A 25,169-nucleotide genomic window follows, 5' to 3' on the forward strand; every position below is an offset into this window, starting at 1 on the left:
AACGCCCCAACGGGTTTATCGTTGGGGCGTTTTGTTTGCGGCGATAGATCTCGAGCGTCAGGCGTTGAGGACGAAGCCGTCAAGCCGCGGACTAGGTGTTGTCCGGTGTATGTCCGGGCTCCTCCCTCAACTCATTCTCCTCGTCCAGAACGGCTTTCGCTTCAGTTTCGATGGCGTCGAAAATCGCTTCAGGCACGAGGTTGGCGAACCGCTTCCGGCGATTTTTAGACACTTTCCCAGCGTTATCGAGACACATCATGACCAGCGTCGAAAGCGTACTGCCGCGCACGTCATATCGCTGATTTACCGCGCGCAGCACTTTGTCATACCGTTGCAGAAAGAGCGTCTCCTGACGAAGCTCAACTTCCAGTGCGAGGTCGGCCATTCTGGCGACGAACTCGACCGCCGGAGTCGCGTCCCAGAACTGATAAATCGACACGTCGCCTTGAAATTTGAAGTCGTATTTCATTTCGTCCAACCAGCGGACTTTCCAACGTTCGCGGATTGGTTTTGAAAAATCCCGCAAGGCTTCCAGGTAAGCCTGCTCCTCTCGTTTCATGGCAATCGATACCGGCAGAAGCAGGCCGTTCTCGAGTTTGCCCGACGAGCAGAGCGCGTGATGAATCAGGAAGCGTGAGAGCCGGCCGTTACCATCCATGAACGGGTGCAGGAACACGAAGCCGAACGAGATGATGCTTGCCGCAATGATCGGGTCTACTTGGGTGGGCGCGGCGTTGGCAAATGCTAGCCAATCTGCCGTCAGATCAGTCAGCATGTCCGGCGGTGGCGGCACGTATGTCACGCCCGCCGCTCCCCGCAGGCCGCTTTGCAGATGGTTTTGCTCCGCGCGATAAGACGCGGCTTGATCCAGTGGATTTGTTACGCAGATGTTCTGCAATTCGACGAGATATTCTTCGCTGAGTGGATGACGCTCATGTGCTTGCCGCAGAAGCTTGACGAAGCGCTGAGCCTTGTCTTCGGAGGGCGCTTCCTTCTCGATAGCGAACGAATCTTGTGTCTCGTGGAGATAAGCCCAACTGAGCGCCCGGTCTTGCATCTCTGCTGGCAGCGACGCCATGAACTCGCGCGCCCGTGTGAGAACGTCTGACTCGAGGAGTTGAGTAATCGTTGGCGTGCGTGCGACCGTTGCGCAATAACGCATTGAACCAAGGCCGTTGAAGTCGACCCTCCAACGTGCATTACGCACAGAGGGACCTGTGTAGTACTGGGTGGGATCAAACAAGGGGATGACAGCGCCACCGGCAACCGGTGCGCCTTCGAGTTCTTTACCGGTGAATGTCTCCCAGAGAAATGCGGCTTTCCGTATATAGCCACCGCTAGGCGAGCGGCGCAGTTCCGCCAGGAGATCCTCGGCACTGATGTTCGGCAATGTTTGGGCGAGAACCGCCAAATTGGTGCCTTCGTGCTTCAAAGCAAAGAGCACGTGGTCAAGATAGGCTCCATCTGCCGGCGCCATGTTTTTGGGAACGGACAGACAGTCGTTGATGTTGGTCAGCCGCGTGACCGGTTTCACGAGGGCTGGCCGCTTGAGCTCCAGCGCGCTCAGGTTCAATTGCTGGCGCAAGTACTCGTAACCGACGGCTGACATGAGTGTCCCGAAAAATTATCCCAAACGTGCAGTTTACAAATATTTTTTTATATCGGCACAGTTTTTTTTACAAAACGTCGTATGACTGAAGATTTTTTTACGCTGAGGCGCTGCCATCGCATGGCCAAAAATTTGTCGTTCAGGCGCAGTTCAGCGTTTTTTTTGTATCCCAACAAGTTTTTTGTTCGAAATCCGTCTTTCTCGCAAATTTTTTTACCAGCCCGCGGTTGCACTCGGGGAAAGCCAAACATATCGCGAATACAAAGGCTTGGCGAAGTTGAACCACTTGTTCGCGGGTGTCAACCGCCGGAAATTCCCGGGCAACGAGCCGCGTTTCAAGCTTCGTATTGCCCCATGCAATCCCTTGCCGGGTAACACCCATACAGGTATCGCCACTACCACCCAACTCCCTGTTTTTTATCGGTTTTTTGCATGATTCATGGGCCCAAAGCCGGGTTCTGCGTGGCATAATCGACCGACACAGTCAGCCCGCAGTCATTACTACTCCGCATACCATGGCACAGACTCTCTACGACAAATTGTGGAACACACACGTGGTCCACACGGAAGAAGACGGTACGACGATTCTCTATATCGACCGTCACCTGCTGCACGAAGTCACCAGCCCTCAGGCGTTCGAAGGCCTGAAACTGGCTGAGCGTCCGGTGTGGCGTATCAGCGCGAATCTGGCGGTGTCGGACCACAACGTCCCCACCACGGATCGCAGCCACGGCATTGCCGATCCGGTGTCCAAGTTGCAAGTCGATACGCTCGACACGAACTGCGACGCCTACGGCATCACGCAGTTCAAGATGAACGATCTGCGCCAAGGCATCGTGCACATCATCGGGCCGGAGCAGGGCGCAACGCTGCCGGGCATGACCATTGTCTGCGGCGACTCGCACACGTCCACGCACGGCGCGTTCGGCGCGCTGGCGCACGGCATCGGCACCTCGGAAGTGGAGCATGTGCTGGCTACGCAAACGCTCTTGCAGAAGAAGAGCAAGAACATGCTGGTGAAGGTCGAAGGTCCGTTGCCGCGCGGTTGTACCGCGAAAGACATCGTGCTCGCGATCATCGGCAAGATCGGCACGGCAGGCGGCACCGGCTATGCGATCGAATTCGGCGGTTCGACGATTCGCGCGCTGTCCATGGAAGGCCGCATGACGGTCTGCAACATGGCGATCGAAGCAGGCGCGCGCGCCGGCATGGTCGCTGTGGACGACACCACCATCGAATATCTGAAGGGCCGTCCCTTCTCGCCGGCAGGCGTCGAATGGGATCACGCGGTCGAGTACTGGAAGCAGTTCAAGTCAGACGAAGGCGCGCAATTCGACCGTGTAGTCGAGCTGAACGCCGCTGAAATCGTGCCGCAAGTCACGTGGGGCACGTCGCCGGAGATGGTCACCGCCGTGGACGGCCGCGTGCCGGATCCTGAGCGTGAAAAGGACCCGGTCAAGCGTGACGCAATGGAGCGCGCGTTGAAATACATGGCGCTCGAACCGAATGCGCCGATCGAATCCATCAAGCCGGATAAAATCTTCATTGGGTCGTGCACCAACGCGCGCATTGAAGACATTCGCGCTGCGGCATACGTCGTGAAGAAGCTCGGCCGCCGCGTCGCACCGAACATCCGTCTGGCCATGGTGGTGCCGGGTTCGGGTCTGGTGAAGGCGCAAGCGGAACGCGAAGGCCTCGACAAGGTCTTTACGGATGCCGGTTTCGAATGGCGTGAGCCCGGTTGCTCGATGTGTCTCGCAATGAACGCCGACCGGTTGGATCCGGGCGAGCGTTGCGCGTCCACGTCGAATCGTAATTTCGAAGGTCGTCAGGGCGCCGGTGGCCGTACCCACCTCGTGAGCCCCGCGATGGCTGCCGCAGCGGCTATCGAAGGGCATTTCGTCGATATTCGCAAGCTTGGATAAACACGCATGATGAAGAACATGAATCGCACCACTCTTTTGCGGCGTTTCGCACTCGGTACTCTGGCTGGGCTATTGCTGGGTCTGGCTGGCTGCAACACGGTGCACGGATTTGGCGAGGACATGTCGCACCTCGGCAATTCGATCAGCAATCACGCTGACAAATAAGCGGTTTTTGATTTTTTGCCGGCGATGCGCGTGGCGACTTTCCGGCCGCCACGCGCATCGCCCGGTCTTGAAACAGGCGCAAGCGTCATGGATAAATTCATCGTACACACCGGCGTCGTGGCGCCGCTCGATCGTGAGAACGTCGACACGGACGCGATCATTCCGAAGCAATTCCTGAAGTCGATCAAGCGCACGGGTTTTGGTCCGAACGCGTTCGACGAATGGCGTTACCTCGACCACGGCGAACCGGGTCAGGACAATTCGAAGCGTCCGCTGAACCCGGATTTCGTGCTGAATCAGCCGCGCTATCAGGGCGCATCGGTGCTGTTGGCGCGCAAAAACTTCGGTTGCGGCAGCTCGCGTGAGCATGCGCCGTGGGCGTTGGAGCAGTACGGTTTCCGCGCGATCATCGCGCCGAGCTTCGCCGATATTTTCTACAACAACTGCTTCAAGAATGGCGTGCTGCCGATCGTGCTGACCGAACAGCAAGTCGATCACCTGTTCAACGAAACCTACGCGTTCAACGGCTTCAAGCTGACCGTCGACCTGGAAGCGCAAGTCGTGCGCACGTCAGACGGTAGCGCCGAGTATCCGTTCGAAGTGGCGGCGTTCCGCAAGTACTGTCTGCTGAATGGCTTCGACGATATCGGCCTCACGCTGCGTCACGCTGACAAGATTCGCCAGTTCGAAGCAGAGCGGATCGCGAAGCAGCCGTGGCTGAATCACCGCATCGTCGGATAAACAGAAAAATCATCAAGGAAACTCGCATGAAGATCGCAGTCTTGCCGGGCGACGGCATCGGTCCCGAAATCGTCAAGGAGGCCGTGAAGGTCCTGAACGTGCTCGGCGAAAAGTTCGAACTCGAAGAAGCGCCGGTTGGCGGCGCGGGTTACGAAGCCAAGGGCCATCCGCTGCCCGACTCGACGCTGGCGCTGGCGAAAGAAGCCGATGCGATCCTGTTCGGCGCCGTCGGCGACTGGAAATACGACTCGCTCGAACGCGCGCTGCGCCCGGAGCAGGCGATTCTCGGTCTGCGCAAGCACCTGCAATTGTTCGCGAACTTCCGTCCGGCAATCTGCTATCCGCAGCTCACTGGTGCTTCCTCGTTGAAGGAAGAAATTGTTTCGGGTCTCGACATCCTGATCGTGCGCGAACTGAACGGCGACATCTACTTCGGCGCGCCGCGCGGTGTGCGTTCGTCGCCGGATGGGCTGTTCGAAGGCGCGAAGGAAGGCTTCGACACGATGCGTTATTCGGAACCCGAAGTGCGCCGCATTGCGCACGTCGCGTTTCAGGCCGCGCAAAAGCGCCAGAAGAAACTGACGAGCGTGGACAAGGCGAATGTGCTCGAAACGTCGCAGTTCTGGCGGGACGTGATGATCGACGTGTCGAAGGAATACGCGGACGTCGAGTTGTCGCACATGTACGTGGACAACGCGGCGATGCAACTGGTCAAGGCGCCGAAGGCGTTCGACGTGGTTGTGACCGGCAACATGTTCGGCGACATTCTGTCGGATGAAGCCGCCATGCTGACGGGCTCGATCGGCATGCTGCCGTCGGCCTCGCTCGACAAGAACAACAAGGGCTTGTACGAGCCGTCGCACGGTTCGGCGCCGGATATCGCCGGCAAGGGCGTGGCGAATCCGTTGGCCACGATTCTGTCGGCCGCGATGATGCTGCGCTATTCGCTGAACAAGGCGGAACAGGCGGATCGCATCGAAAACGCGGTGAAGAAGGTGCTGGAACAGGGCCTCCGCACTGGCGACATTCTGACGCCGGGTTGCAAGCAGGTCGGCACCGTGGCGATGGGCGACGCAGTGGTCGCCGCGCTGTAACGGCCTTTGAAACAGCAAGTGGTAACGGTTGTAGTTAGGCAGTCAAACGGCCTTTAAAACGCGAATTGGCCTCAAAACAGGCCGATTCGCGCGTAATACGGACGATAGCGGCAGACGATCACGTCGCCAGATTCCGGTTTTCGTGTATATTGTAGCGATGGCGCACATAGCTCAAATCTCCTCGATTTCGAAACTGCACGGCAAAACGGCCCGTGTGGTTGAGTTCGCCATTACCACCACAAAAGCGATTACCCCGAAAACGATCACGAAACGCTGATCGTCCGTCGTGCCCGCTCATCTTCCCCGCGCGGTCACTGCGGGCAAAGATGCGGGGAAGTTTCCATTCGAAGGGTATGAAGTCATGAACGTAGGTCTCGTAGGTTGGCGCGGTATGGTCGGCAGCGTCCTGATGCAACGTATGCAGCAGGAAGGCGATTTCGACTTGATCGAACCGGTGTTTTTCAGCACCAGCAACGCGGGCGGCAACGCGCCGTCGTTCGCCAAAAACGAGACCAAGCTCAAAGATGCGACAAGCATCGAAGACCTGAAGAAGTGCGAAGCGATCATCTCCTGCCAGGGCGGCGACTACACGAATGAAGTGTTCCCGAAGCTGCGCGCAGCGGGCTGGAACGGCTACTGGATCGACGCGGCTTCGTCGCTGCGCATGAAGGATGACGCGGTCATCATTCTCGATCCGGTCAACCTCGACGTGATCAAGAACGCGCTGGTCAAGGGCCAGAAGAATTTCATCGGCGGCAACTGCACGGTCAGCCTGATGCTGATGGCGCTGGGCGGCCTGTTCCGCGAAAACCTCGTCGACTGGATGACGGCCATGACGTATCAGGCCGCATCGGGCGCGGGTGCGCAGAACATGCGCGAACTGCTGCAGCAAATGGGCACGCTGTACGGCGCGGCCAAGGAAGACCTGGCGGATCCGTCGTCGGCGATTCTCGACATCGACCGCCGCGTGCTGAGTGCAATGAACAGCGACCGTATGCCGACCGACAACTTCGGTGTGCCGCTCGCCGGCTCGCTGATTCCGTGGATCGACAAGGATCTCGGCAACGGCATGTCGAAGGAAGAGTGGAAGGGCGGCGCGGAAACCAACAAGATCCTCGGCAAGCCGGCCATGGGCACGCCGGGTTCGATCCCGGTAGATGGCCTCTGTGTGCGGATCGGCGCAATGCGCTGCCACTCGCAGGCGCTGACCATCAAGCTGAACAAGGACGTGCCGCTGGACGAAGTGAACAGCATCCTCGCCTCGGGTAACGACTGGGTCAAGGTTGTGCCGAACGAACGCGAAGCGTCGATGCGCGATCTGTCCCCGGCCGTGGTCACGGGCACGCTGACGGTGCCGGTTGGCCGTGTGCGCAAACTGGCGATGGGCGGCGAATATCTGTCGGCCTTCACGGTCGGCGATCAGCTGCTGTGGGGCGCGGCAGAACCGCTGCGTCGCATGCTTCGCATTGTGCTCGACAAGTAAAGTAAACTACGCGCTCACGACGCGTAGAAAACTCAAAAAGCGTCGCGCTTGCGCGGCGCTTTTTTCATTGTGTGCTCCGATTATCTTGTCTCTTTCCAACCGCAAAAAAGGGCTGCGCGCTGACGCGCCTGGAGTCCCGATGAACCTTCGACTCTCTTCCCTTCGGGCTATGTCTATGCATCAAGGTACGGGCCGGCTGATGGCCGTGGCCGCCTTGGCGTTCGCGCTGGCGGGCGCCGGTATGGGTAGCGCGGTGGCAGCGCCGGGCGACGCCGCGAGCGCGCCTGAGGGCGCTTCCGTTTCTTACGCCGCCGGGAGCCAATACACGGTGCGCCCCGGGCAGTCGTTGAACGACGTGGCGATTGCCGTCACGCAATCGCACGACAAGGGGACGCTCGCACGCGCTTCGCGCGCGCTGTTCGATGCGAATCCGAATGCCTTCATGAGTCATGACCCGAGCCGGATGCGCGTCGGTGCGCTGTTGACGATCCCGGCTCTCGATGCAACCGGTGCTCCGGCGGCTTCTGCGCCGGTTGCGGGGTCTGCGTCTGCCGCGCCATCGGCCACTACGGCTGCGCCGGCTTCCGCGCCGAACGCGGCGGCGGTTGGTGCTGCTGTCGGCGCCGCGAGCGGTGTGGCGCAGGTCAATGCCGCCGCAGCGAGCGCGGCAAGCGCTGCGGCTCAGGCTGCCACGCCTGCGGTTTCAGGGACGGCCAGCTCGACGACGGCTGAAGCAAACTCGGCGACGCCGGCTAGCTCGGCAGCGGCCGGTGCGGCCCCCGTAGCAGGTTCACAGGCTGCAGGCGTGTTGCCGGCCAGCGGCGCACATGTCTGGTCGGGCGCGATCCAGCCCTCGGCCAGTGAGGCTGCCGAAGGGGCGTCGGCGGCTGCCACAGCAGCAGCGACGGCCACCGCTCAACCGGCATCGCAACCGCGTGCGCAGGTTTCCAGCTTGCAGCAATTGCTCGCGCTGAAAAACCGCGTGCTGATGGAACTGCAGAAACATGGCATCGGTGGTACGCCGACCGCGCCGGTGCCGCCTGCTACAAATGGTGCGCAACCGGCCGCCGGTGTTTCGTCCGCGGCAGCCGTTTCCGGTCATGGCAGCGCGCCGGTTTCCACGGCGACCGATGCCGGCATCTCGCAGACGAATTTGAGCATCGCGGCGGCGATCGGCGCGGCGTTGGTCGTGTTGCTGGCGGCTTTGCGTCTGAGTCGACGTAAGCGCGTTGCTGTTGCCGCGACAGGCGGCTCGCTGGCGGAGGACGCAGCGGCGGCTTCCGCGCGAGCGGCTGGGTCGCAGGATGTCGATTCGACGCGCGAAGCGTCGGACGTGAGCGGCGAAGCGGCGGCCGGGTACGCGGCGGTAGTGGCGCCGACTGACCACGAGATCGCTGGGGATGAAGCGGCGGCGCGAGAAGTGGCGGAACGCGTGGCAGCAGAGCGCGAAGCGGAAATTCGCGCGGCGACTGCGCGTGAGGCAGCAGAACGAGAAAATGCAGAGAGCGCGGCGACCGAACGCTTGGCGGCGGAACGTGCAGAAGCGGAGCGCGCTGCGGTAGAAAGCGCAGAAGCCGAACGCGTAGCTGCGTCACACGCTGCTGCGGAGCGCGCCGAAGCCGAACGCGCGGAGGCAGACAAAGCCGCGGCTGAGCGTGCGGCAGAAGATCACGACGCGGCACAACGCGCCGCAGCAGAACACGAAGCCGCTGCCCACCAACCTCACACAGGCTCGCCCGCACAAGACCACGATGCGTTCCAACGCGCGTCGCAGGAAATCCACCCGACGCCCGCGCCGTTCGAAGCTTCGCAGCCGAGCCCGGACACCGAATCGATCGGCCAAAGCGCTCCCACGACCGAACCTCTTCCCTCGGCCCATCACGAGAATCTCGACGGGGCAACCACGGCTGCGAGCCTCGCAGCCGCCGCGGAACTCGGTGCCGAAGCATTGCCGCTGACTCCACTTGAACCGGTCGACGAGAGTTTCCAGCAAGAGGTGCCTCCGCACCGTCTGCAATGGGACGACGAACCGGCATCGAGCGCGCCGGCCATGCCGTTGGCAGAGCCGACGAATGAGCCGCTTGCAGAGTCACGGAGCCATCAGGACACCCCACCGCCGCCGGTCATCGATTTCACGCGGCAGCAGGCTGAACCGCGCACGAGTTCGCCGTTCAGCCAGCCGCACGGCGAGACGTCGGCGCATCCGGTGCCCGATACTTCGGTGCCGGCAGTGCCCGCAGCCCAACAGGGCGCGGCTCACGTCGAACCGACGCATCAACCGTCTTACGAAGCGCATCCGCAGTCACATCTGCACGCCGAACCCGCAACGCCAGCAGGTGCACCGAACTTCGAACCGACACCCGTCGCGCCAGTTCAGTCCGCGCTATCCGCGCCGACCGAGTTCCCGCGCGATGCCCTCGATGCCTTCAACAGTCTGAACATGCCATTGCCGCCGCGCGTCGAATCGACCGACGACGCAGCCGTGAGCGCACCCGCATCGCAGTCGACACAGCCGGTTGCCTCCCCCGAAACCAGGGCGCAACAAACCGTAGCGCCGCACGATCCGGACGACTTCCCGCACGTCGCTGACGAAATCGCCGCCGGCACCGCAGGCCACGCAGCCGTCGCGGGCCTGGGCGCTGCCGGCTTCGGCGCGCTGAAGCTCGATTTCGACCTGGAGTTGCCGCCGAGCCCAGCTCAGCCGTTGCCGGCCTTCACGCGGGCCGATCTCACTCGCATCGCCCGCAACAAGCTCGATCTGGCCGCCGAATATATCGACCTCGGCGATCTGTCCGGCGCGCGCACGCTCATCAACGAAGTGATCGAAGCGAACGATCCGGCCACGCGCACCGAGGCGCGCGCGCTGCTCTCGACGCTCGCGCCGTTGTCGTGAAGCGTATTGCATTAGGCGTTCAGTACGACGGCTCGGCATTCTGCGGCTGGCAGTCGCAGCCGCACGGCAAGACCGTGCAGGACGAGCTCGAACGGGCGTTGCGCGAGTTCGCGCAAACGCCTGTGCAAACCATTGTGGCTGGGCGCACCGATACCGGCGTGCACGGCCTCGGCCAAGTCGTGCACTTCGACACCGAACTCGATCGCACGGACTTTTCGTGGATTCGCGGCACCAACGCCTTCCTGCCGAAGACGATCGCCGTGCAATGGGCCAAGCCGATGCCCGACGAATTCCACGCGCGGTTTTCAGCGTTCGAACGGACCTATTACTACGTCCTGTACGTCCATCCGTTCCGTTCGCCGATGCAGGATACGCGGGCCGGCTGGGTACACACGCCGCTCGACGTCGACGCCATGCGGGCCGCGGCCGCTCATCTGATCGGCGAGCACGATTTTTCAGCATTCCGTTCGTCGCAATGCCAGGCGAAAACGCCGGTCAAACATCTGTATCAGATCGACATGCGGCAACAGGGCGACTTCGTTCATTTCCGGTTTCGGGCGAACGCGTTCCTGCACCACATGGTGCGCAATCTGATGGGCTGTCTGGTCGATATCGGCCGGGGACGCCATCCGGCCGAATGGATGGCCGAGGTTCTTGCCAGCCGCGATCGCGATTGTGCCGCGCCGACCTTCATGCCTGACGGCCTGTACCTGGCGCAGGTGGGATATCCTGAGCAATTCGCCGTGCCCGCGCCGCAGACCGGCAGCGTGCCGTGGAGTACCGTCTGGACCGAGCAAGCGCAAACATGAAATCAACTGAAAATCTGGCAGCCGAAGCAAACGCCGGCGCGCAGCAGCATGCCGCGCCGCATCGCACGCGTATCAAGTTGTGCGGACTGTCGAAGCCGGAAGACGTGTCGCTGGCGATCGACCTCGGCGCCGACGCGATCGGCCTCGTGTTCTACCCGCCGAGCCCGCGTTCGGTAAGCGTTGCGCAGGCAGTAGAGCTGGTACACGACGTGCCGCCGTTCATATCGGTAGTCGGCTTGTTCGTGAACGCAACGCCGGACTGGATTCGCGAAGTCGCCAGCAATGTCGGGCTTACGCTGCTGCAGTTCCACGGCGACGAAACCGCTGAGCAGTGTGAATCCCTCGCCAGTGTTGCGGGTTTGCCTTGGTTGCGCGCTTTGCGAGTCGCAGCGGATACTCAGCCGGCAGATTTGGTAAAATCAGCGCTTAACTATTCAGCAGCCAGCGCCCTCCTGTTCGACACCCATGTCGAAGGCTATGGCGGCGGCGGGAAGGTTTTCGATTGGTCACTTATTCCAGCAGAGCTCGCGCGTCGGGCCGTTTTGAGTGGTGGGTTGAACGCGCAAAACGTCAGTGATGCGATCCATCGCGTGCGCCCGTACGCGGTCGATGTCTCGAGCGGCATCGAAGTGCCGGGCGCCAAGGGCGTGAAAGATCACGCCCGGATGGCGGCGTTCGTACGCGCAGTGCGCGCAGCGGACGCTGAATGATTCAGGCGGCGCGGTTTTCTCATAGAAAAGCCGTGCGCCACACTGAGAAGAGTGATCACCATGTATAACTTGCCTGACGAAAGAGGCCATTTCGGCCAGTATGGCGGCGTGTTCGTCGCCGAAACGCTGGTTCACGCACTCGACGAGCTGCGTGCCGCGTACGAGAAATTTCAAAAAGACCCGGAATTCGTCGCCGAATACGAGCGCGAACTGAAGCATTTCGTGGGTCGTCCGTCCCCCATTTATCACGCACAACGTTGGAGCGAAATGCTCGGCGGCGCGCAGGTTTTCCTCAAGCGTGAAGACCTGAATCACACCGGCGCTCACAAGATCAATAACGTGATTGGCCAGGCGCTGCTCGCAAAGCGCATGGGCAAGCCGCGCGTGATCGCGGAAACCGGCGCAGGCCAGCACGGCGTGGCGGCCGCGACCATCGCGGCGCGCTTCGGCATGGAATGCGTGGTCTACATGGGCGAAGAAGACGTACGCCGCCAGGCGGCCAACGTGTACCGGATGAAGCTGCTCGGCGCAACCGTCGTGCCCGTGACGTCCGGCTCGCGCACACTGAAAGACGCGCTCAATGAAGCGATGCGCGACTGGGTGACCAACGTCGAAAACACCTTCTACATCATCGGCACGGTGGCGGGGCCGCATCCGTATCCGATGATGGTGCGCGACTTCCAGCGCGTGATCGGCGACGAGTGCAAGGTGCAGATGCCCGAACTGGTCGGTCGCCAACCCGACGCCGTGATTGCGTGCGTTGGCGGCGGTTCTAACGCGATGGGTATCTTTTACCCGTACATTGACGACGCTTCGGTGCAGCTAATCGGCGTCGAGCCAGCGGGTGACGGGATCGAAACCGGCCGGCACGCAGCCTCGCTGATCGCCGGCACTCCGGGCGTGCTGCACGGCAACCGCACGTATCTCCTGCAAGACGAGAACGGTCAGATCATCGAAACACATTCGATATCGGCCGGTCTGGACTATCCGGGAGTCGGCCCCGAGCACGCGTGGCTAAAAGACAGTAATCGCGCGCAATATGTCAGCATCACCGACGAAGAAGCGCTCAAGGCGTTCCACGACTGCTGCCGCATCGAAGGCATTATTCCGGCGCTGGAGTCCAGCCATGCGCTGGCCTACGCCGCGAAGCTCGCGCCGACGCTGCCCAAGGACAAGGTCCTTCTGGTCAATCTGTCGGGCCGCGGCGACAAGGACATGCATACGGTCGCTGAGCGATCGGGCATTCAGTTCTGAGCGCCGCGACGATGCGCGACGAGTTCGACGAGCCGCAACCGGCGCTTGAAACCAGCCCGGCCGCCGAGGTAGTGGCGGCCGAGGCGCCTGCACCCTTGTTAGCGCAGGTGCCCGCCGGCATCCGGCTGTTGAACCGCGATTTTCTGACCGATGTGGCGAACATCCCCGACGGGTCGATCGACCTGATCCTGTGCGATCCGCCTTATGGGCTCGGCAAGGATTATGGCAACGACTCCGACATGCGCTCCGGCGAGGATTTCCTCGCCTGGACGCGTGGCTGGCTCGAGCTGGCTATTCCGAAGCTCAAGCCGTCGGGTTCGCTGTATATCTTCTGCACGTGGCAGTACGCGCCGGAAATCTTCAGCTTCCTGAAGACAAAACTCACGATGATCAACGAAATCATCTGGGACCGGCGTGTGCCGAGCATGGGGGGAACGGTTCGCCGGTTCACCTCGGTGCATGACAACATCGGCTTTTTCGCGGTGTCGAAAGATTATTTTTTCGATCTCGATCCCGTCCGCATCCCGTACGATGCCATCACGAAGAAGGCGCGTTCGCGTAAATTGTTCGAAGGCAGTAAGTGGCTGGAGCTTGGCTATAATCCGAAGGACGTCTGGTCGGTATCGCGGCTGCATCGGCAACACGCCGAGCGCGTCGATCATCCGACCCAGAAACCTCTGGAAATTGTCGAGCGGATGGTGCTGGCAAGTTGTCCGAAGGGCGGGCGCGTACTCGACCCGTTCATGGGCAGCGGCACCACCGCAGTCGCTTGCGCCCGGCAGCAGCGCGAATTCGTCGGCTATGAGATCAATGAAAGTTACTGTGCGATAGCACGCGAACGCGTTAGCGCGGCCGCGTCGGCGCCTGCTGCCGCTCGCAAAAGCCGCAAGAATGCGGCCAAAGCTGAGCAGCAAACCGAGGCGCAATAAGCGCGCAGTAGCTTAAAAATCCGAGAATATTCCATGTCCCGTATCAAGAACACGTTTGCCGCGTTGTCCGCCCAGGGTAAGAAAGGCCTCATTCCGTTCATGACGGCCGGCGACCCGGATCCGGCGCGCACAGTTGAATTCATGCACGCGCTCGCCGCCGGCGGCGCCGATGTGATCGAACTGGGCGTACCGTTTTCCGACCCGATGGCCGACGGCCCGGTGATCCAGCAATCGTCCGAACGCGCGCTGGCGCATGGCGTGTCGCTGCGCCATGTACTGGCCGACGTGAAGCGCTTCCGCGAAACCGATGACAAGACGCCGGTGGTGCTGATGGGCTACGCCAATCCGATCGAGCGCATGGGCACCGAAGCGTTCGCCAAGGCTGCGAAAGAAGCCGGTGTAGACGGCGTGCTGGTTGTCGACTACCCGCCGGAAGAGTGCGTTAATTTCTCCGAACAGATGCGATCTGCCGGCATCGATCCGATCTTTTTGCTGGCGCCCACCTCCACGGATGAGCGCATCGCGGAAGTCGGCAAAATCGCCAGTGGTTACGTCTACTATGTGTCACTGAAAGGCGTGACCGGCGCGGCAAATCTGGACGTTTCCAGCATCGCGAGTAAAATCCCCGCCATCAAGTCGCGCGTACCCCTGCCGGTGGGCGTCGGTTTTGGCATCCGTGACGCGCAAACGGCGCGTTCGGTGGCCGAAGTGTCCGATGCCGTCGTGATCGGCAGCCGTATCGTGCAATTGCTCGAACAAGCGGCGCCCGAAGCCGCCGCCGAGACGCTTACGCGCTTCATTGCCGAAGTGCGCGAGGCGCTCGATAGCGTCGCGACTGCCCGATAACAGTTATTTTTTGTCTCCTGTAGTGTGAGCGGCGGGTTCGTCCCGCCGTTTGCGCAACCGGTTGACCCAGAGGGATTCAATATGAGCTGGCTCGATAAGCTGCTGCCGCCGAAAATCAAACAAACCGACCCGAAGAACCGCAAGGGGATTCCGGAAGGCCTGTGGATCAAGTGCCCGTCGTGCGAAGCCGTGCTGTACCGCAATGACGTCGAGGCCAATCTGCACGTTTGCCCGAAGTGCGACCATCACATGCGCATCGGTGCGCGTGAGCGGCTCGACGGCCTGCTCGATCCGGAAGGCCGCTACGAAATCGGCCAGGAAATCGTCCCGGTCGACGCGCTCAAGTTCAAAGACAGCCGCAAGTACCCGGACCGCCTGAAAGAGGCGATGGACGACACCGACGAAACCGACGCAATGGTCGTGATGGGCGGCGCCATCCACACGCTGCCAGTGGTGGTCGCGTGTTTCGAGTTCTCGTTCATGGGCGGCTCGATGGGTTCGGTGGTCGGCGAACGTTTCGTGCGGGGCGCTCAGAACGCGCTCGAACAGAAGGTGCCGTTTATCTGCTTCACCGCTTCGGGCGGCGCGCGGATGCAGGAAAGCCTGCTTTCGCTGATGCAGATGGCGAAGACCACCGCCATGCTGACCAAGCTAGCCGAAGCCAAGCTGCCGTTCATTTCCGTGCTGACCGATCCGACTATGGGCGGCGTGTCGGCGAGTTTCGCGTTCCTGGGTGACGTGGTGATCGCCGAGCCGAAGGCGCTGATCGGCTTCGCCGGCCCGCGCGTGATCGAACAAACCGTGCGTGAAAAGCTGCCGGAAGGCTTCCAGCGCGCCGAATTCCTGCTGACGAAGGGCGCGGTCGACATGATCGTCGATCGTCGCAAGCTGCGTGAAGAAATCGCGCAATTGATGGCGCTGTTGAGCCATCAGCCGGCGGACGCAGTCGCGTAAGCCTTTGCATCAATACGGGGCCGCGCCTGAAAGGGCGCCGCAGCCGTCCGAAAAGCAGTCGAAAAATAGCGCGCCGCGAGAGTCATCAAGCGGCGCGCTGTCATTTCCGGGATAATCACGATCTCGCAACGCAGCAAAGATTCGCTCGATGACCACATTCCCCACCCTCGACGCGTGGCTCACGCACCTTGAATCCGCGCATCCTGTCGGCATCGACATGGGATTGGGACGCATCTCCCAGGTACGTGACGCGATGCAGTTGTCGTTCGCGTGCCCGATCATCACGGTCGGCGGCACTAACGGCAAGGGTTCGACCTGCGCGATCCTCGAATCGATTTTGCTGCGCGCGGGCTTCACGGTTGGCTGCCACACGTCGCCGCATCTGTTGACCTTCAACGAACGGGCGCGCGTGAACGGCGAAATGGCGAGCGACGCAGACCTGCTGCCGCATTTCGAAGCCGTCGAAGCCGCACGCCTGAGCCTTGCCGAACCGATCACACTGACTTACTTCGAATTCACGGCGCTCGCGATCATGAGCCTGTTCGCCTCGCGCGGACTGGACGCGGTGATTTTCGAAGTCGGCCTGGGCGGCCGCCTCGACGCGGTCAACATCCTCGATGCGGATTGCGCAATCATCACCAGCATCGATATCGATCACACCGAGTATCTCGGCGACACGCGCGAGAAAATCGCCTTCGAAAAAGCCGGCATTTTCCGCCCCGGTAAGCCGGCGATCTGCGCCGATCCGGTGCCGCCTCAAACATTGATCGATTACGCTGAAAAGATCGGCGCCGAACTGTGGCTATTCGGCCGCGATTTCCGCTACGAAGGGCAGGCAGGCAGCGAGCGCCAGCAATGGAGCTACGTGGGCCCGACCATGCGCCGTTCCGCGCTCGCCTACCCGGCATTGCGCGGCGCGAATCAGTTGATCAACACGTCGGCGGCGCTGGCCGGTCTTGAAGCGCTGCGCGATCGTTTGCCGGTCTCGGCGCAGGACATCCGGCTCGGCCTCGCTAACGTCGAATTGCCGGGGCGCTTCCAGGTGCTGCCCGGCAAGCCGGCCATCGTGCTCGATGTCGGCCACAACCCGCACGCCGCGGCAGTGCTGTCGCAAAACCTCGGCAATATGGGCTTTTTCCCGTACACCTACGCCGTGTTCGGCGCGATGCGCGACAAGGACATTGCCGGCGTGCTGACGCATCTGAAAGGCGAAATCGACCACTGGTGCGTGACCGATCTGCCGACCCCGCGTGCGGCTTCGGCGGGAGAACTCGAGGCGGCTTTGCGCGAGCAGGGCGTGAGCGACGGCAATGACAGCAGCGTGACGCGCTACGCAACACCAGCAGAGGCTTTCCAAGACGCGCTAAAACGAGCGTCAGAGAATGATAGAATCGTGGTTTTCGGCAGTTTCTATACGGTAGCAGGCGTAATGGCCTACCGTAAATCGCAGCAACACTGAACGGGCGCCAGGCTCGAACCAAGCGATTCATGGGAATTTTCTCGTTCGGCAAGAAAGACGACGCGCCCAATCGGCGCGGCGCAAACACCAGTTCCACCCGGGCCGCCCGTGGCGAGCGCGTGGAGCGGCGAACCCGCCGCACGGAGCGCACCGTGGATGCCGATGCGATGCTGCTCGACCCTACGTTGCCTGAAAAGCAGCGTGCGCGACGCAGACTCGTCGGCGCGGTCGCGCTGGTGGTTGCAGCGGTGGTGATCCTGCCCATGGTGCTGGATTCGCATCCAAAGCCCGTCACGGACGACATCTCCATCGACATTCCAAGCCGCCCCGCGCCGAAGGTCGCCACCAAGACCGAAGAAGACACGCAGGCCGGCGTAGCACCGGATAACCCAGCGCCTGACGCGGCACTCGCCGCTTCCGGCCTTGCGCCGACAACGGCAGCCACGCAAGGCCAGTCCAGCGCCGCTAAACAGCAGAGTGCGGCTACGAGCGCAGCGCCCGCCGCCAAACCGGCTGCGAAACCGCAAGCACCCGCCGCCGTTGCCGCCAATACGTCACCTGCAGCGCCTGTAGCGCAAACGCCTGCCAAACCGGCCAAAGCACCCGCCACGCAAAGCGCGGCGAACACTCCGGCCCCGAGCGAAGACAGCACGAATACGGCCGCCGCAAGCGCGGACGCCAATTCCGGCACACCGGCATCGCCGCCCGGCAGCCGTTTCGCTGTCCAGTTGGGCGCATTTGCGAACGACGCCAATGCCCGTACTTGGGCCACCAAGTTGAAAGCGGCCGGTGTGCCCGCATATACCGAACATCGGAAGCAGGCCGACGGCTCAACGCTCACGCTATTGCGCGCCGGTCCGTTCGCCGACCGTGCAGCGGCTAGCGCCGCGATTGCGAAGGTTCGTGAGGCCGGCTTGACGTCCGGCGCGAACAGCGGCGCAGCACAGTAAGCGAGCGATGTTCACTGCCTTCGACTACGCTGTAATGGCGGTGATCGGTTTGTCGGCCTTGCGCGGCACATGGCGCGGCTTTTTGTCCGAGATATTCGGGCTGATCGGCTGGATCGCGGCGTTTTTCATTGCTTGCCGCTTTGTTGGTTATGTCGTGCCGTTTATCCCTGCCACGTGGCCGGGCGGCGCGCTGACCCAGTGGCTTCTGGCGTTCGCGCTGGTGGCGATCGGCGTGGTGCTGGTCGCAAGCGTGCTGAACGCGCTGCTGAGCCGCATCGTGCAGGCAAGCGGCTTGAGCGGCGTGGACCGCTCGCTCGGTTTGATGTTCGGCCTCGTGCGCGGGGTCGTTCTGGTGCTGATTCTGGTCGCCCTCGCAGGCTTGACCGAACTGCCCCAACAGGAATTCTGGCGCAACGCCTTGCTTCGGCCCTATGCGGTCGAGGGCGTGCACGTAATGAAACCGCTGCTTCCCGAGACGCTCGCTGCCTACGTCCGCGTGTGACGATCAGGTGAACGGTTAGAGGAACGCAGCAGGACTCCGGCGCAATCCGGTTGCCTCTACGTAGTCGCGTACCCTCGCGCAGCATCGCAGGCACCGGCCGCCGTTACGAATTTCGTACCTTTGAAGGACATGCCATGTGCGGCATCGTAGGCGTAGTTTCCCATTCTCCGGTCAATCAGTTGATCTATGACAGCCTGCTGCTTCTGCAGCACCGCGGTCAAGACGCCGCCGGCATCGCGACAGCGAACGGCAGCAATTTCCACATGCACAAGGCCAACGGCATGGTGCGCGACGTGTTCCGCACGCGCAACATGCGCAGCCTGCCCGGCACCACCGGTATCGGCCAGGTCCGCTACCCGACCGCCGGTTCTGCATCGAGCGAAGAAGAAGCCCAGCCGTTCTATGTGAACGCGCCGTTCGGCATCATCCTCGCGCACAACGGCAATCTGACCAACTGGCAGCAACTGAAAGATGAGATGTTCCGCATCGATCGCCGCCACATCAATACCAATTCCGACACCGAAGTGATGCTCAACGTGCTCGCGCACGAATTGCAGCTATCCAGTTCGAGCCTGCAACTCGATCCGGCCGCGCTGTTCAAGGCGGTGTCGGGCGTGCATCGCCGGGTGCGGGGTTCGTACGCGATCGTGTCGCTGATTGCCGGCTACGGTTTGCTCGGCTTCCGTGACCCGTTCGGCATTCGCCCGCTGTGCCTCGGCAAGCAGGAAACACCGGAAGGTGTCGAGTGGATCCTGGCGTCGGAATCGGTTGCGATCGAAGGTATTGGTTTCGAATTTGTGCGTGACATCGCACCGGGCGAAGCCATTTTCATCGACCTCGAAGGCAATTTGCACTCGCAGCAATGCGCGACGAATCCGAGCCTGAACCCGTGCATTTTCGAACTCGTGTACCTCGCGCGTCCGGACTCGGTGCTCGACGGCGTGCCGGTCTACAACGTGCGCCTGCGTATGGGTGATTACCTCGCCGAGAAGATCAAGCGCGAATTGCCCGACGTCGCGATCGACGTCGTGATGCCGATTCCCGATTCGTCTCGTCCGGCCGCGATGCAGGTCGCGAAGAAACTGGGTGTGGAGTATCGCGAAGGCTTCTTCAAGAACCGTTACGTGGGCCGCACCTTCATCATGCCGGGCCAGGCGATGCGCAAGAAGTCGGTGCGCCAGAAGCTGAACGCAATGGGCATCGAGTTCAAGGGCAAGAACGTGCTGATCGTCGACGACTCGATCGTGCGCGGCACCACTTCGCACGAAATCGTGCAGATGGCACGCGATGCCGGCGCGAACAAGGTGATCTTCGCTTCGGCGGCGCCGCCGGTGAAGTACCCGAACGTCTACGGTATCGATATGCCCACGCGCGGCGAACTCGTCGCACATGGCCGCACGGATGATGAAGTCGCGCGCATGATCGGCGCGGACTATCTGGTTTATCAGGACGTCGACGCGCTGAAGCAGGCGGTGCGCGATATCAACCCGGCGCTGAAGGAATTCGAAGCCTCTTGCTTCGACGGCAACTATGTGACGGGCGATGTGACCACCGAGTACCTCGACCGCATCGAAACCGCGCGTCTCGCACCGTCCTCGCAATCGGATCGCGACGCCGCGAGCGAAGCGGCCGAGGGTGGCCCGTCGCGTTCGCAACTGCATCTGCAGTTGTCGGTTGGTTGAGTGATAGCGCTCGCGTCGGTGGCCCGCTGCACGCCACGTCGCGAGCGTGTTAGCATGACGGCTTGCGTCGATTTGATCTCAGCTTGCGGACGCGGGGCAACCCAAAACAGCTAAAGCGAATGGTGGAAAAGCCGCAGTCATCCGCCTCCGCTCCAGCTTTCCCCCGCACATGAAGCCCGCTTATGCCGACGCAAAAGCGGGCTTTTTTGTTGCTGCCGTTTGGCGTTGTTGGGCTCGTTTAACGTGAGCCGTAGACGCTGAACCCAGCCATGGAACATTGGAAACCAGAACCAACATGGACGACTCCCTGAACTTCGACACGCTGGCAGTCCGCTCGGGCACAGTGCGCAGCGACTTCAACGAACATTCGGAAGCGATTTTCCTGACCTCGAGCTTCGTCTTCGCGAGTGCCGCGGACGCCGCCGAAAAATTCAAGAATTCCGAAGACAACTACACCTACTCGCGCTTCACGAACCCGACCGTCTCGATGTTCCAGGACCGTCTGGCCGCGCTTGAAGGCGGCGAAGCGTGCATGGCCACGGCTTCGGGGATGGCCGCGATCATGTCGGTGGTGATGTCGACCTTGCAGGCCGGCGACCATCTGGTTAGCTCGCAAGCGCTGTTCGGTTCGACGCTCGGCATGTTCTCGCAGATTTTCAGCAAGTTCGGCATCACGACGACCTTCGTCGATCCGACCAATCTGGACGCGTGGAAAAACGCCGTGCGTCCGGAAACGAAGATGTTCTTCCTCGAAACGCCGTCGAACCCGCTGACCGAAGTCGCCGATATCGAAGCGATCAGCAAGATCGCGAAGGCGGCCAATGCGATCTTCGTGGTCGACAACTGCTTCTGTAGCCCGGCTTTGCAACAGCCGTTGAAGCTCGGTGCGGACGTCGTGATGCATTCGGCCACCAAGTTCCTCGACGGCCAAGGGCGTGTGCTCGGCGGCGCGCTGGTCGGCTCGAAGCAGTTCATCATGGAAAAGGTGTTCCCGTTCGTGCGCAGTGCGGGGCCGACCTTGTCCGCGTTCAACGCATGGGTGCTGCTCAAGGGCATGGAAACACTGTCGCTGCGCGTCGAAAAGCAGTCGGCGAATGCGCTCGAAATCGCGCGCTGGCTGGAAACGCATCCGGCCGTGAACCGCGTGTTCTACCCGGGGCTCGAATCGCATCCGCAGCACGCGCTGGCCATGCGTCAGCAGAAGGCGGGCGGCGCGATCCTGTCGTTCGAACTGAAGGGCGACACGCCTGAGCAGATGCGCGCGAATGCCTGGCGCGTGATCGACAGCACGAAGATCTGCTCGATCACCGGCAACCTCGGCGATACGCGTACCACCGTCACGCATCCGGCTACGACCACGCACGGTCGTGTGACGCCTGAGGCGCGCGCAGCGGCGGGGATCAGCGAAGGTTTGATCCGTCTGGCAGTGGGTCTGGAAAACGCCGGCGATATTCGCGGCGATCTGGAGCGTGGTTTAGCGGGTTAATAGCGCTAGGCGAGCGCAGCAGGAAACGCGGGCCGCCTTTTCAGGCGGCTCGCATGTTGCACAAACTCAATGGCGCAACGCGCGCCACTGACCGGGCGCCAGCCCGAAACGCCGCGTGAATGCGTGCGTGTAAGCGCTCTGATCGCCGAAGCCGATTTCCAACGCGATATCGCTGAGCGACAGGCGTGGATCAGACAGCAAACCAAGAGAGGTATCGAGCCGCAAACGCTGCAAATAGCGATGCGGTGTTTCGCCGAAGGCGTCGATAAAAAGCTGATGAAAGCGCCGCATGCCAAAGCCGCAATGGGCGGCTAGGTCGGCGATACGCAGCGGTTCCGACAGATGGGCGCGCAGCCAGCGGTCGATGCGCGCGAAGTCGAGGCCGGCGCCAGATGCCTGCGCCTCGGCCACCGTGCCGGTATCGGCCACTAACGCAGCGCCCAATCGCGCCGCCGCGTCCCATTGAAAACGCCGCGTATCCAGATCGTCGCCTTGCGCACCGCCTGCGGCGTGCGCCGCAATCCGATGCGCGAGTTGCGTGAGCGAGGCATCCACCGCCACGGCCCGCGCGCGGTCGAACAGACGCTCCGGCACGGCCAGCGAAGTAGCCGGCAGATCCAGCACCAACTGCCGGTTCTCGCCGACGCCCGCATAGTCGTGCCGTGCACCCGCCGGGATGAGCCAGGCGGAGCCGGCGTCGATCTGATGCGCGACGCCGTCTACCGCCATCACCATCGCGCCGTCGAGTCCGAGCACGACCTGGTGAAAGTCGTGCACGTCCGATGCTTCGATCGCGCCGTAGCGGCGCAACGAAACGCTAGGAGCGGTGACGGCGGCGTGACTCATCGGTGAAGCCCAATTACAAAATACAAAACAGCGCAGCGAAAAACTTAGACGCCGAGCAGTTCGACTTCGAACACGAGCGTTGCATTCGGCGGAATCACGCCGCCTGCGCCACGCAGGCCGTAGCCGAGTTGCGGCGGAATCGTCAGCTTGCGCGTGCCGCCGACCTTCATGCCTTGCACGCCTTCGTCCCAGCCCTTGATGACCATGCCGCCGCCCAGCACGAACGCGAACGGGTCGTTGCGGTCCTTGCTCGAGTCGAACTTCTGGCCGTCGGTCAGCCAGCCCGTGTAGTGCACGCTGACGGTCTTGCCGGCCACCGCTTCGGCGCCAGTGCCTTCAACGATGTCTTCGTATTTCAGGCCGGATTCGGTAGTCACAGTCGACATGTGTCGCTCCTTAGATCAAAAACGTAAAAACCGACATTGTAGGCGTGTTGGGCTCGCATCGCCGAGGATTGCCGTGTGGCATGTGGTTTGCGTTCAGGTTAGCCATCCGGCCAGGCTGGTTGCGCTGGACGGCATGCCTATAATGGGGCTTCGTTTGACATTTGATGCACCGCCTGAGAGGGTTCGATCGTGACAACGCCTTCCACCGGGACCGCCGGCGCGACGCCGGTTCCTTCCGGCTTCGCCGTATCCGAACGCACCGCACGTCTGCGTGCGGAGACCGCGCTGTTTATGCGCGATCACGTGCTGTCGCTGGTGTCGCATGACCTCCGTGGCCCGCTGAACGCCATCCATAGCTGGGCGTACGTGCTCGAGCGCAAGCTCGATGCCAACGACCCGAATTCGCAACGCGCCGTCACCGGCATTCGCAACGGCGTGGAACAGCAGGTGAAGTTGCTGGAGACGATTGTCGACGCCACGCGCGCCGAGACCAAATCGCTGGAACTGGCTCTTGCGCCGTTTTCGCTGCATCCGCTACTCGATGAAACCGTTGACGAAGTCCGTTCCGGGTTGGCGCGCGCACGTGGCGTCGAGGTCACGGTCGAGTCGCACCTCTCTACCGAGCAGCTCAACGGCGACCGTGAGCGCCTGGCCGCAGCGTTGTGGCTGATGCTCACGTTTGCCGTCGAGGCGAGTACGGAGGGCGCCGCGGTCACGCTGGCCGCACGCGCGGACGCCACCAGGTGGTACGCCACTGTCACCTTCAATCAAAGCGCCGCTGCGCTGGACGATCCGGCGGTGCCGCATCTGCTGGAGGCCTTTGCCCGCAAGCAGGCGCGCGAACCGCGCGAAGCCAAACGGATCGCGTGGGTATTCGCGCTGTGCAAGCGCGTTGCGGAAGCGCACGGCGGCAGTTTCGAGCAAAGCGACGCGCCTGAGAGCGAAGCGGTGACGCTCGCGCTACATGTGCCGCTGAGTGCAACGACAGCAACGTGAGCGGCAGGTGTCGACGCGCGTTCCTGCACGCGATTAACTTTCAGCTTGCTTTCGCCATTTATACTGACAACTTTTGTTGCCGGAGCCCGTCGCTTTGATCCAGGTTGTCGCCCTTATCGGTGCATTGTTTCTCGTTGCCCTCAACGGTTTTTTCGTCGCCGCCGAATTCGGTCTGGTGAAGCTGCGGCAGACGCGCGTGCAGAGCCTCGCGGCCAAACACGGTATGCGTGGGCGTTTGCTGGCAAAGGTGCATGGTCGGCTCGACGCGTATCTGTCGGCCTGTCAGCTCGGCATTACGCTGGCGTCGCTTGGGCTTGGCTGGATTGGTGAGCCGGCGTTCGCGGAACTGCTCACGCCGGTCTTCAGCCTGCTCGGCGTCGAGTCGGAGAAGCTGATCCACGGCATCTCGCTGTTCTTCGCTTTCTCGTGCATTTCGTTCCTGCACATCGTGGTGGGCGAGCTGGCGCCGAAGTCGCTGGCGATTCGCGAGGCGGAGAAAGTTTCGCTGTGGGCCGCTACGCCGCTGTACGGTTTCTACTGGGCGATGTATCCGGCGATCTGGGTGCTCAACACGAGCGCCAACGCGGTGTTGAAGCTCGCGGGCCTCGACGCGGACCACGGCCACGACTCGCATTACTCGACCGACGAACTCAAGCTGATCCTGCGTGGCCGCCGCGCCAACGTCGCGACTGAACTCGGTGCGCCAGATGGCGCATACAGCCAGGACGAATGGAACACGATTGCGCATTCGCTGGATTTTTCGCGCATGACCGTCTCGGATCTGATGCGGCCGTCCTATGAAATGGTCGGCCTGCGGCGCGATGTGCCGTTGCGCGAAAACATGCAGGTCGTGGCGCGGCACCGCTTTAGCCGCTATCCGTTGTTCGAAGACGCGTCCGGCGAGCGCGTGGCGGGCATGATCCACTTGAAGGATTTGCTGCTGGCGCGGCACGCGGGCAGCACGCTCGACGACCTCTCCAAATATGCGCGACCCGTGCAGTATGTGAAGCCGGAGATGCCGGCGCTCGAACTGTTTCGCCGCTTCCGCAAGGGCGCACCGCACTTCGCACTGGTTGGTCACAAGAACTCGAAGCCGATCGGCTTTCTGACGCTGGACAATCTGCTCGGCGCGCTGGTTGGGCAGATCCATGACGAATTCCGCCAGGGCGACGCCGACTGGACGCGTATGGACGACGGCACGCTGATGGGCAAGGGCAGCTTGCCGGTGGTGTCGTTGGAACGCGCGCTCGGAATCGACATTGACGAGGGCAAGGCCGAATCGGTCGGCGGTCTCGTGATTCAGGCGCTCAACGATTTGCCTACCGAAGGGCAGCGCGTCGAGTTCGATCGCTTCGACGTGGTGGTCAAAAAGATGAAGGGGCCGCGCATCGTGCTCGTGCGCGTTTATCCGAAGACCTATGACGACGAAGGCGGTTGAACGGCTTATTTG

General features: G+C 61.9%; 23 protein-coding genes. 19 read left to right on the forward strand and 4 right to left on the reverse strand.

The window, feature by feature from the left end:
* Positions 1-91: 91 nt before the first annotated feature.
* On the reverse strand, positions 92-1,609 hold the full coding sequence (locus tag M0D67_RS06125) for a Fic family protein (RefSeq protein ID WP_266237883.1): 1,518 nt from the start codon (positions 1,607-1,609) through the stop codon (positions 92-94).
* A 139-nt stretch (positions 1,610-1,748) separates the two neighbouring features.
* Positions 1,749-1,991 carry a hypothetical protein gene (locus tag M0D67_RS06130; RefSeq protein ID WP_154557952.1) on the reverse strand — a complete coding sequence of 81 codons (243 nt, stop codon included), beginning with the start codon at positions 1,989-1,991 and terminating at the stop codon, positions 1,749-1,751.
* Between the two features lie 133 nt (positions 1,992-2,124).
* Between M0D67_RS06130 and leuC the strand changes: the two genes are divergently transcribed.
* The 17 genes from leuC (at position 2,125) to M0D67_RS06215 (ending at position 21,491) form a co-directional block, all read left to right on the forward strand.
* Positions 2,125-3,534, forward strand: a complete 1,410-nt coding sequence (gene leuC, locus M0D67_RS06135) for a 3-isopropylmalate dehydratase large subunit (RefSeq protein WP_154557951.1) — start codon at positions 2,125-2,127, stop codon at positions 3,532-3,534.
* Positions 3,535-3,540: 6 nt separating this feature from the next.
* Positions 3,541-3,699 (forward strand): entericidin A/B family lipoprotein, encoded by a 159-nt coding sequence (locus M0D67_RS06140; RefSeq protein ID WP_028196115.1) that lies wholly within the window; start codon positions 3,541-3,543, stop codon positions 3,697-3,699.
* A gap of 87 nt (positions 3,700-3,786) precedes the next feature.
* Positions 3,787-4,440 carry a 3-isopropylmalate dehydratase small subunit gene (gene leuD, locus M0D67_RS06145; protein ID WP_154557949.1) on the forward strand — a complete coding sequence of 218 codons (654 nt, stop codon included), beginning with the start codon at positions 3,787-3,789 and terminating at the stop codon, positions 4,438-4,440.
* Between the two features lie 26 nt (positions 4,441-4,466).
* On the forward strand, positions 4,467-5,534 hold the full coding sequence (gene leuB, locus M0D67_RS06150; RefSeq protein ID WP_054034794.1) for a 3-isopropylmalate dehydrogenase: 1,068 nt from the start codon (positions 4,467-4,469) through the stop codon (positions 5,532-5,534).
* A 361-nt stretch (positions 5,535-5,895) separates the two neighbouring features.
* Positions 5,896-7,017, forward strand: coding sequence for an aspartate-semialdehyde dehydrogenase (asd, locus tag M0D67_RS06155; RefSeq protein ID WP_027805102.1), 1,122 nt, complete (start codon positions 5,896-5,898; stop codon positions 7,015-7,017).
* Positions 7,018-7,192: 175 nt separating this feature from the next.
* Complete coding sequence (locus M0D67_RS06160) at positions 7,193-9,910, forward strand: FimV/HubP family polar landmark protein (RefSeq protein WP_266237885.1); 2,718 nt, start codon at positions 7,193-7,195, stop codon at positions 9,908-9,910.
* Complete coding sequence (truA, locus tag M0D67_RS06165) at positions 9,907-10,719, forward strand: tRNA pseudouridine(38-40) synthase TruA (protein WP_171927074.1); 813 nt, start codon at positions 9,907-9,909, stop codon at positions 10,717-10,719. The genes M0D67_RS06160 and truA overlap by 4 nt, the downstream gene beginning before the upstream one ends.
* Positions 10,716-11,429, forward strand: a complete 714-nt coding sequence (locus M0D67_RS06170) for a phosphoribosylanthranilate isomerase (protein WP_171927073.1) — start codon at positions 10,716-10,718, stop codon at positions 11,427-11,429. The genes truA and M0D67_RS06170 overlap by 4 nt, the downstream gene beginning before the upstream one ends.
* A gap of 60 nt (positions 11,430-11,489) precedes the next feature.
* Positions 11,490-12,683 carry a tryptophan synthase subunit beta gene (trpB, locus tag M0D67_RS06175; RefSeq protein WP_266237891.1) on the forward strand — a complete coding sequence of 398 codons (1,194 nt, stop codon included), beginning with the start codon at positions 11,490-11,492 and terminating at the stop codon, positions 12,681-12,683.
* 11 nt (positions 12,684-12,694) lie between these two features.
* Complete coding sequence (locus M0D67_RS06180; protein WP_154557945.1) at positions 12,695-13,612, forward strand: site-specific DNA-methyltransferase; 918 nt, start codon at positions 12,695-12,697, stop codon at positions 13,610-13,612.
* Between the two features lie 33 nt (positions 13,613-13,645).
* A complete protein-coding gene (gene trpA / locus M0D67_RS06185) occupies positions 13,646-14,458 on the forward strand; it encodes a tryptophan synthase subunit alpha (RefSeq protein WP_266237895.1) in 813 nt (270 codons plus the stop codon).
* A gap of 81 nt (positions 14,459-14,539) precedes the next feature.
* On the forward strand, positions 14,540-15,412 hold the full coding sequence (gene accD / locus M0D67_RS06190; protein WP_093634944.1) for an acetyl-CoA carboxylase, carboxyltransferase subunit beta: 873 nt from the start codon (positions 14,540-14,542) through the stop codon (positions 15,410-15,412).
* A gap of 148 nt (positions 15,413-15,560) precedes the next feature.
* Positions 15,561-16,871, forward strand: a complete 1,311-nt coding sequence (gene folC, locus M0D67_RS06195) for a bifunctional tetrahydrofolate synthase/dihydrofolate synthase (RefSeq protein WP_266237898.1) — start codon at positions 15,561-15,563, stop codon at positions 16,869-16,871.
* A gap of 29 nt (positions 16,872-16,900) precedes the next feature.
* Positions 16,901-17,821, forward strand: a complete 921-nt coding sequence (locus tag M0D67_RS06200; RefSeq protein ID WP_266237901.1) for an SPOR domain-containing protein — start codon at positions 16,901-16,903, stop codon at positions 17,819-17,821.
* A 7-nt stretch (positions 17,822-17,828) separates the two neighbouring features.
* Positions 17,829-18,323, forward strand: coding sequence for a CvpA family protein (locus M0D67_RS06205; protein WP_093634947.1), 495 nt, complete (start codon positions 17,829-17,831; stop codon positions 18,321-18,323).
* A 134-nt stretch (positions 18,324-18,457) separates the two neighbouring features.
* On the forward strand, positions 18,458-20,005 hold the full coding sequence (purF, locus tag M0D67_RS06210; protein WP_153142101.1) for an amidophosphoribosyltransferase: 1,548 nt from the start codon (positions 18,458-18,460) through the stop codon (positions 20,003-20,005).
* Between the two features lie 295 nt (positions 20,006-20,300).
* Positions 20,301-21,491, forward strand: a complete 1,191-nt coding sequence (locus M0D67_RS06215) for an O-succinylhomoserine sulfhydrylase (protein WP_266237905.1) — start codon at positions 20,301-20,303, stop codon at positions 21,489-21,491.
* A 66-nt stretch (positions 21,492-21,557) separates the two neighbouring features.
* On the opposite strand, the gene M0D67_RS06220 is transcribed toward M0D67_RS06215, so the two are convergent.
* Both M0D67_RS06220 and M0D67_RS06225 read right to left on the reverse strand, forming a co-directional pair.
* Positions 21,558-22,337 carry an AraC family transcriptional regulator gene (locus M0D67_RS06220; RefSeq protein WP_266237907.1) on the reverse strand — a complete coding sequence of 260 codons (780 nt, stop codon included), beginning with the start codon at positions 22,335-22,337 and terminating at the stop codon, positions 21,558-21,560.
* 44 nt (positions 22,338-22,381) lie between these two features.
* On the reverse strand, positions 22,382-22,723 hold the full coding sequence (locus M0D67_RS06225; protein ID WP_266237909.1) for an FKBP-type peptidyl-prolyl cis-trans isomerase: 342 nt from the start codon (positions 22,721-22,723) through the stop codon (positions 22,382-22,384).
* A 189-nt stretch (positions 22,724-22,912) separates the two neighbouring features.
* On the opposite strand from M0D67_RS06225, the gene M0D67_RS06230 reads away from it, so the two are divergent.
* Together M0D67_RS06230 and M0D67_RS06235 are read left to right on the forward strand one after the other, a co-directional pair.
* Positions 22,913-23,719 (forward strand): sensor histidine kinase KdpD, encoded by an 807-nt coding sequence (locus tag M0D67_RS06230; RefSeq protein ID WP_266237911.1) that lies wholly within the window; start codon positions 22,913-22,915, stop codon positions 23,717-23,719.
* Positions 23,720-23,813: 94 nt separating this feature from the next.
* The gene (locus tag M0D67_RS06235) at positions 23,814-25,157 is read left to right on the forward strand and encodes a hemolysin family protein (protein WP_266237914.1); all 1,344 of its coding nucleotides are present in this window, start codon (positions 23,814-23,816) and stop codon (positions 25,155-25,157) included.
* Positions 25,158-25,169: the final 12 nt, after the last annotated feature.

This window comes from Paraburkholderia sp. SECH4 (assembly GCF_030511745.1).
In the GTDB taxonomy this organism is placed as follows: domain Bacteria; phylum Pseudomonadota; class Gammaproteobacteria; order Burkholderiales; family Burkholderiaceae; genus Paraburkholderia; species Paraburkholderia madseniana.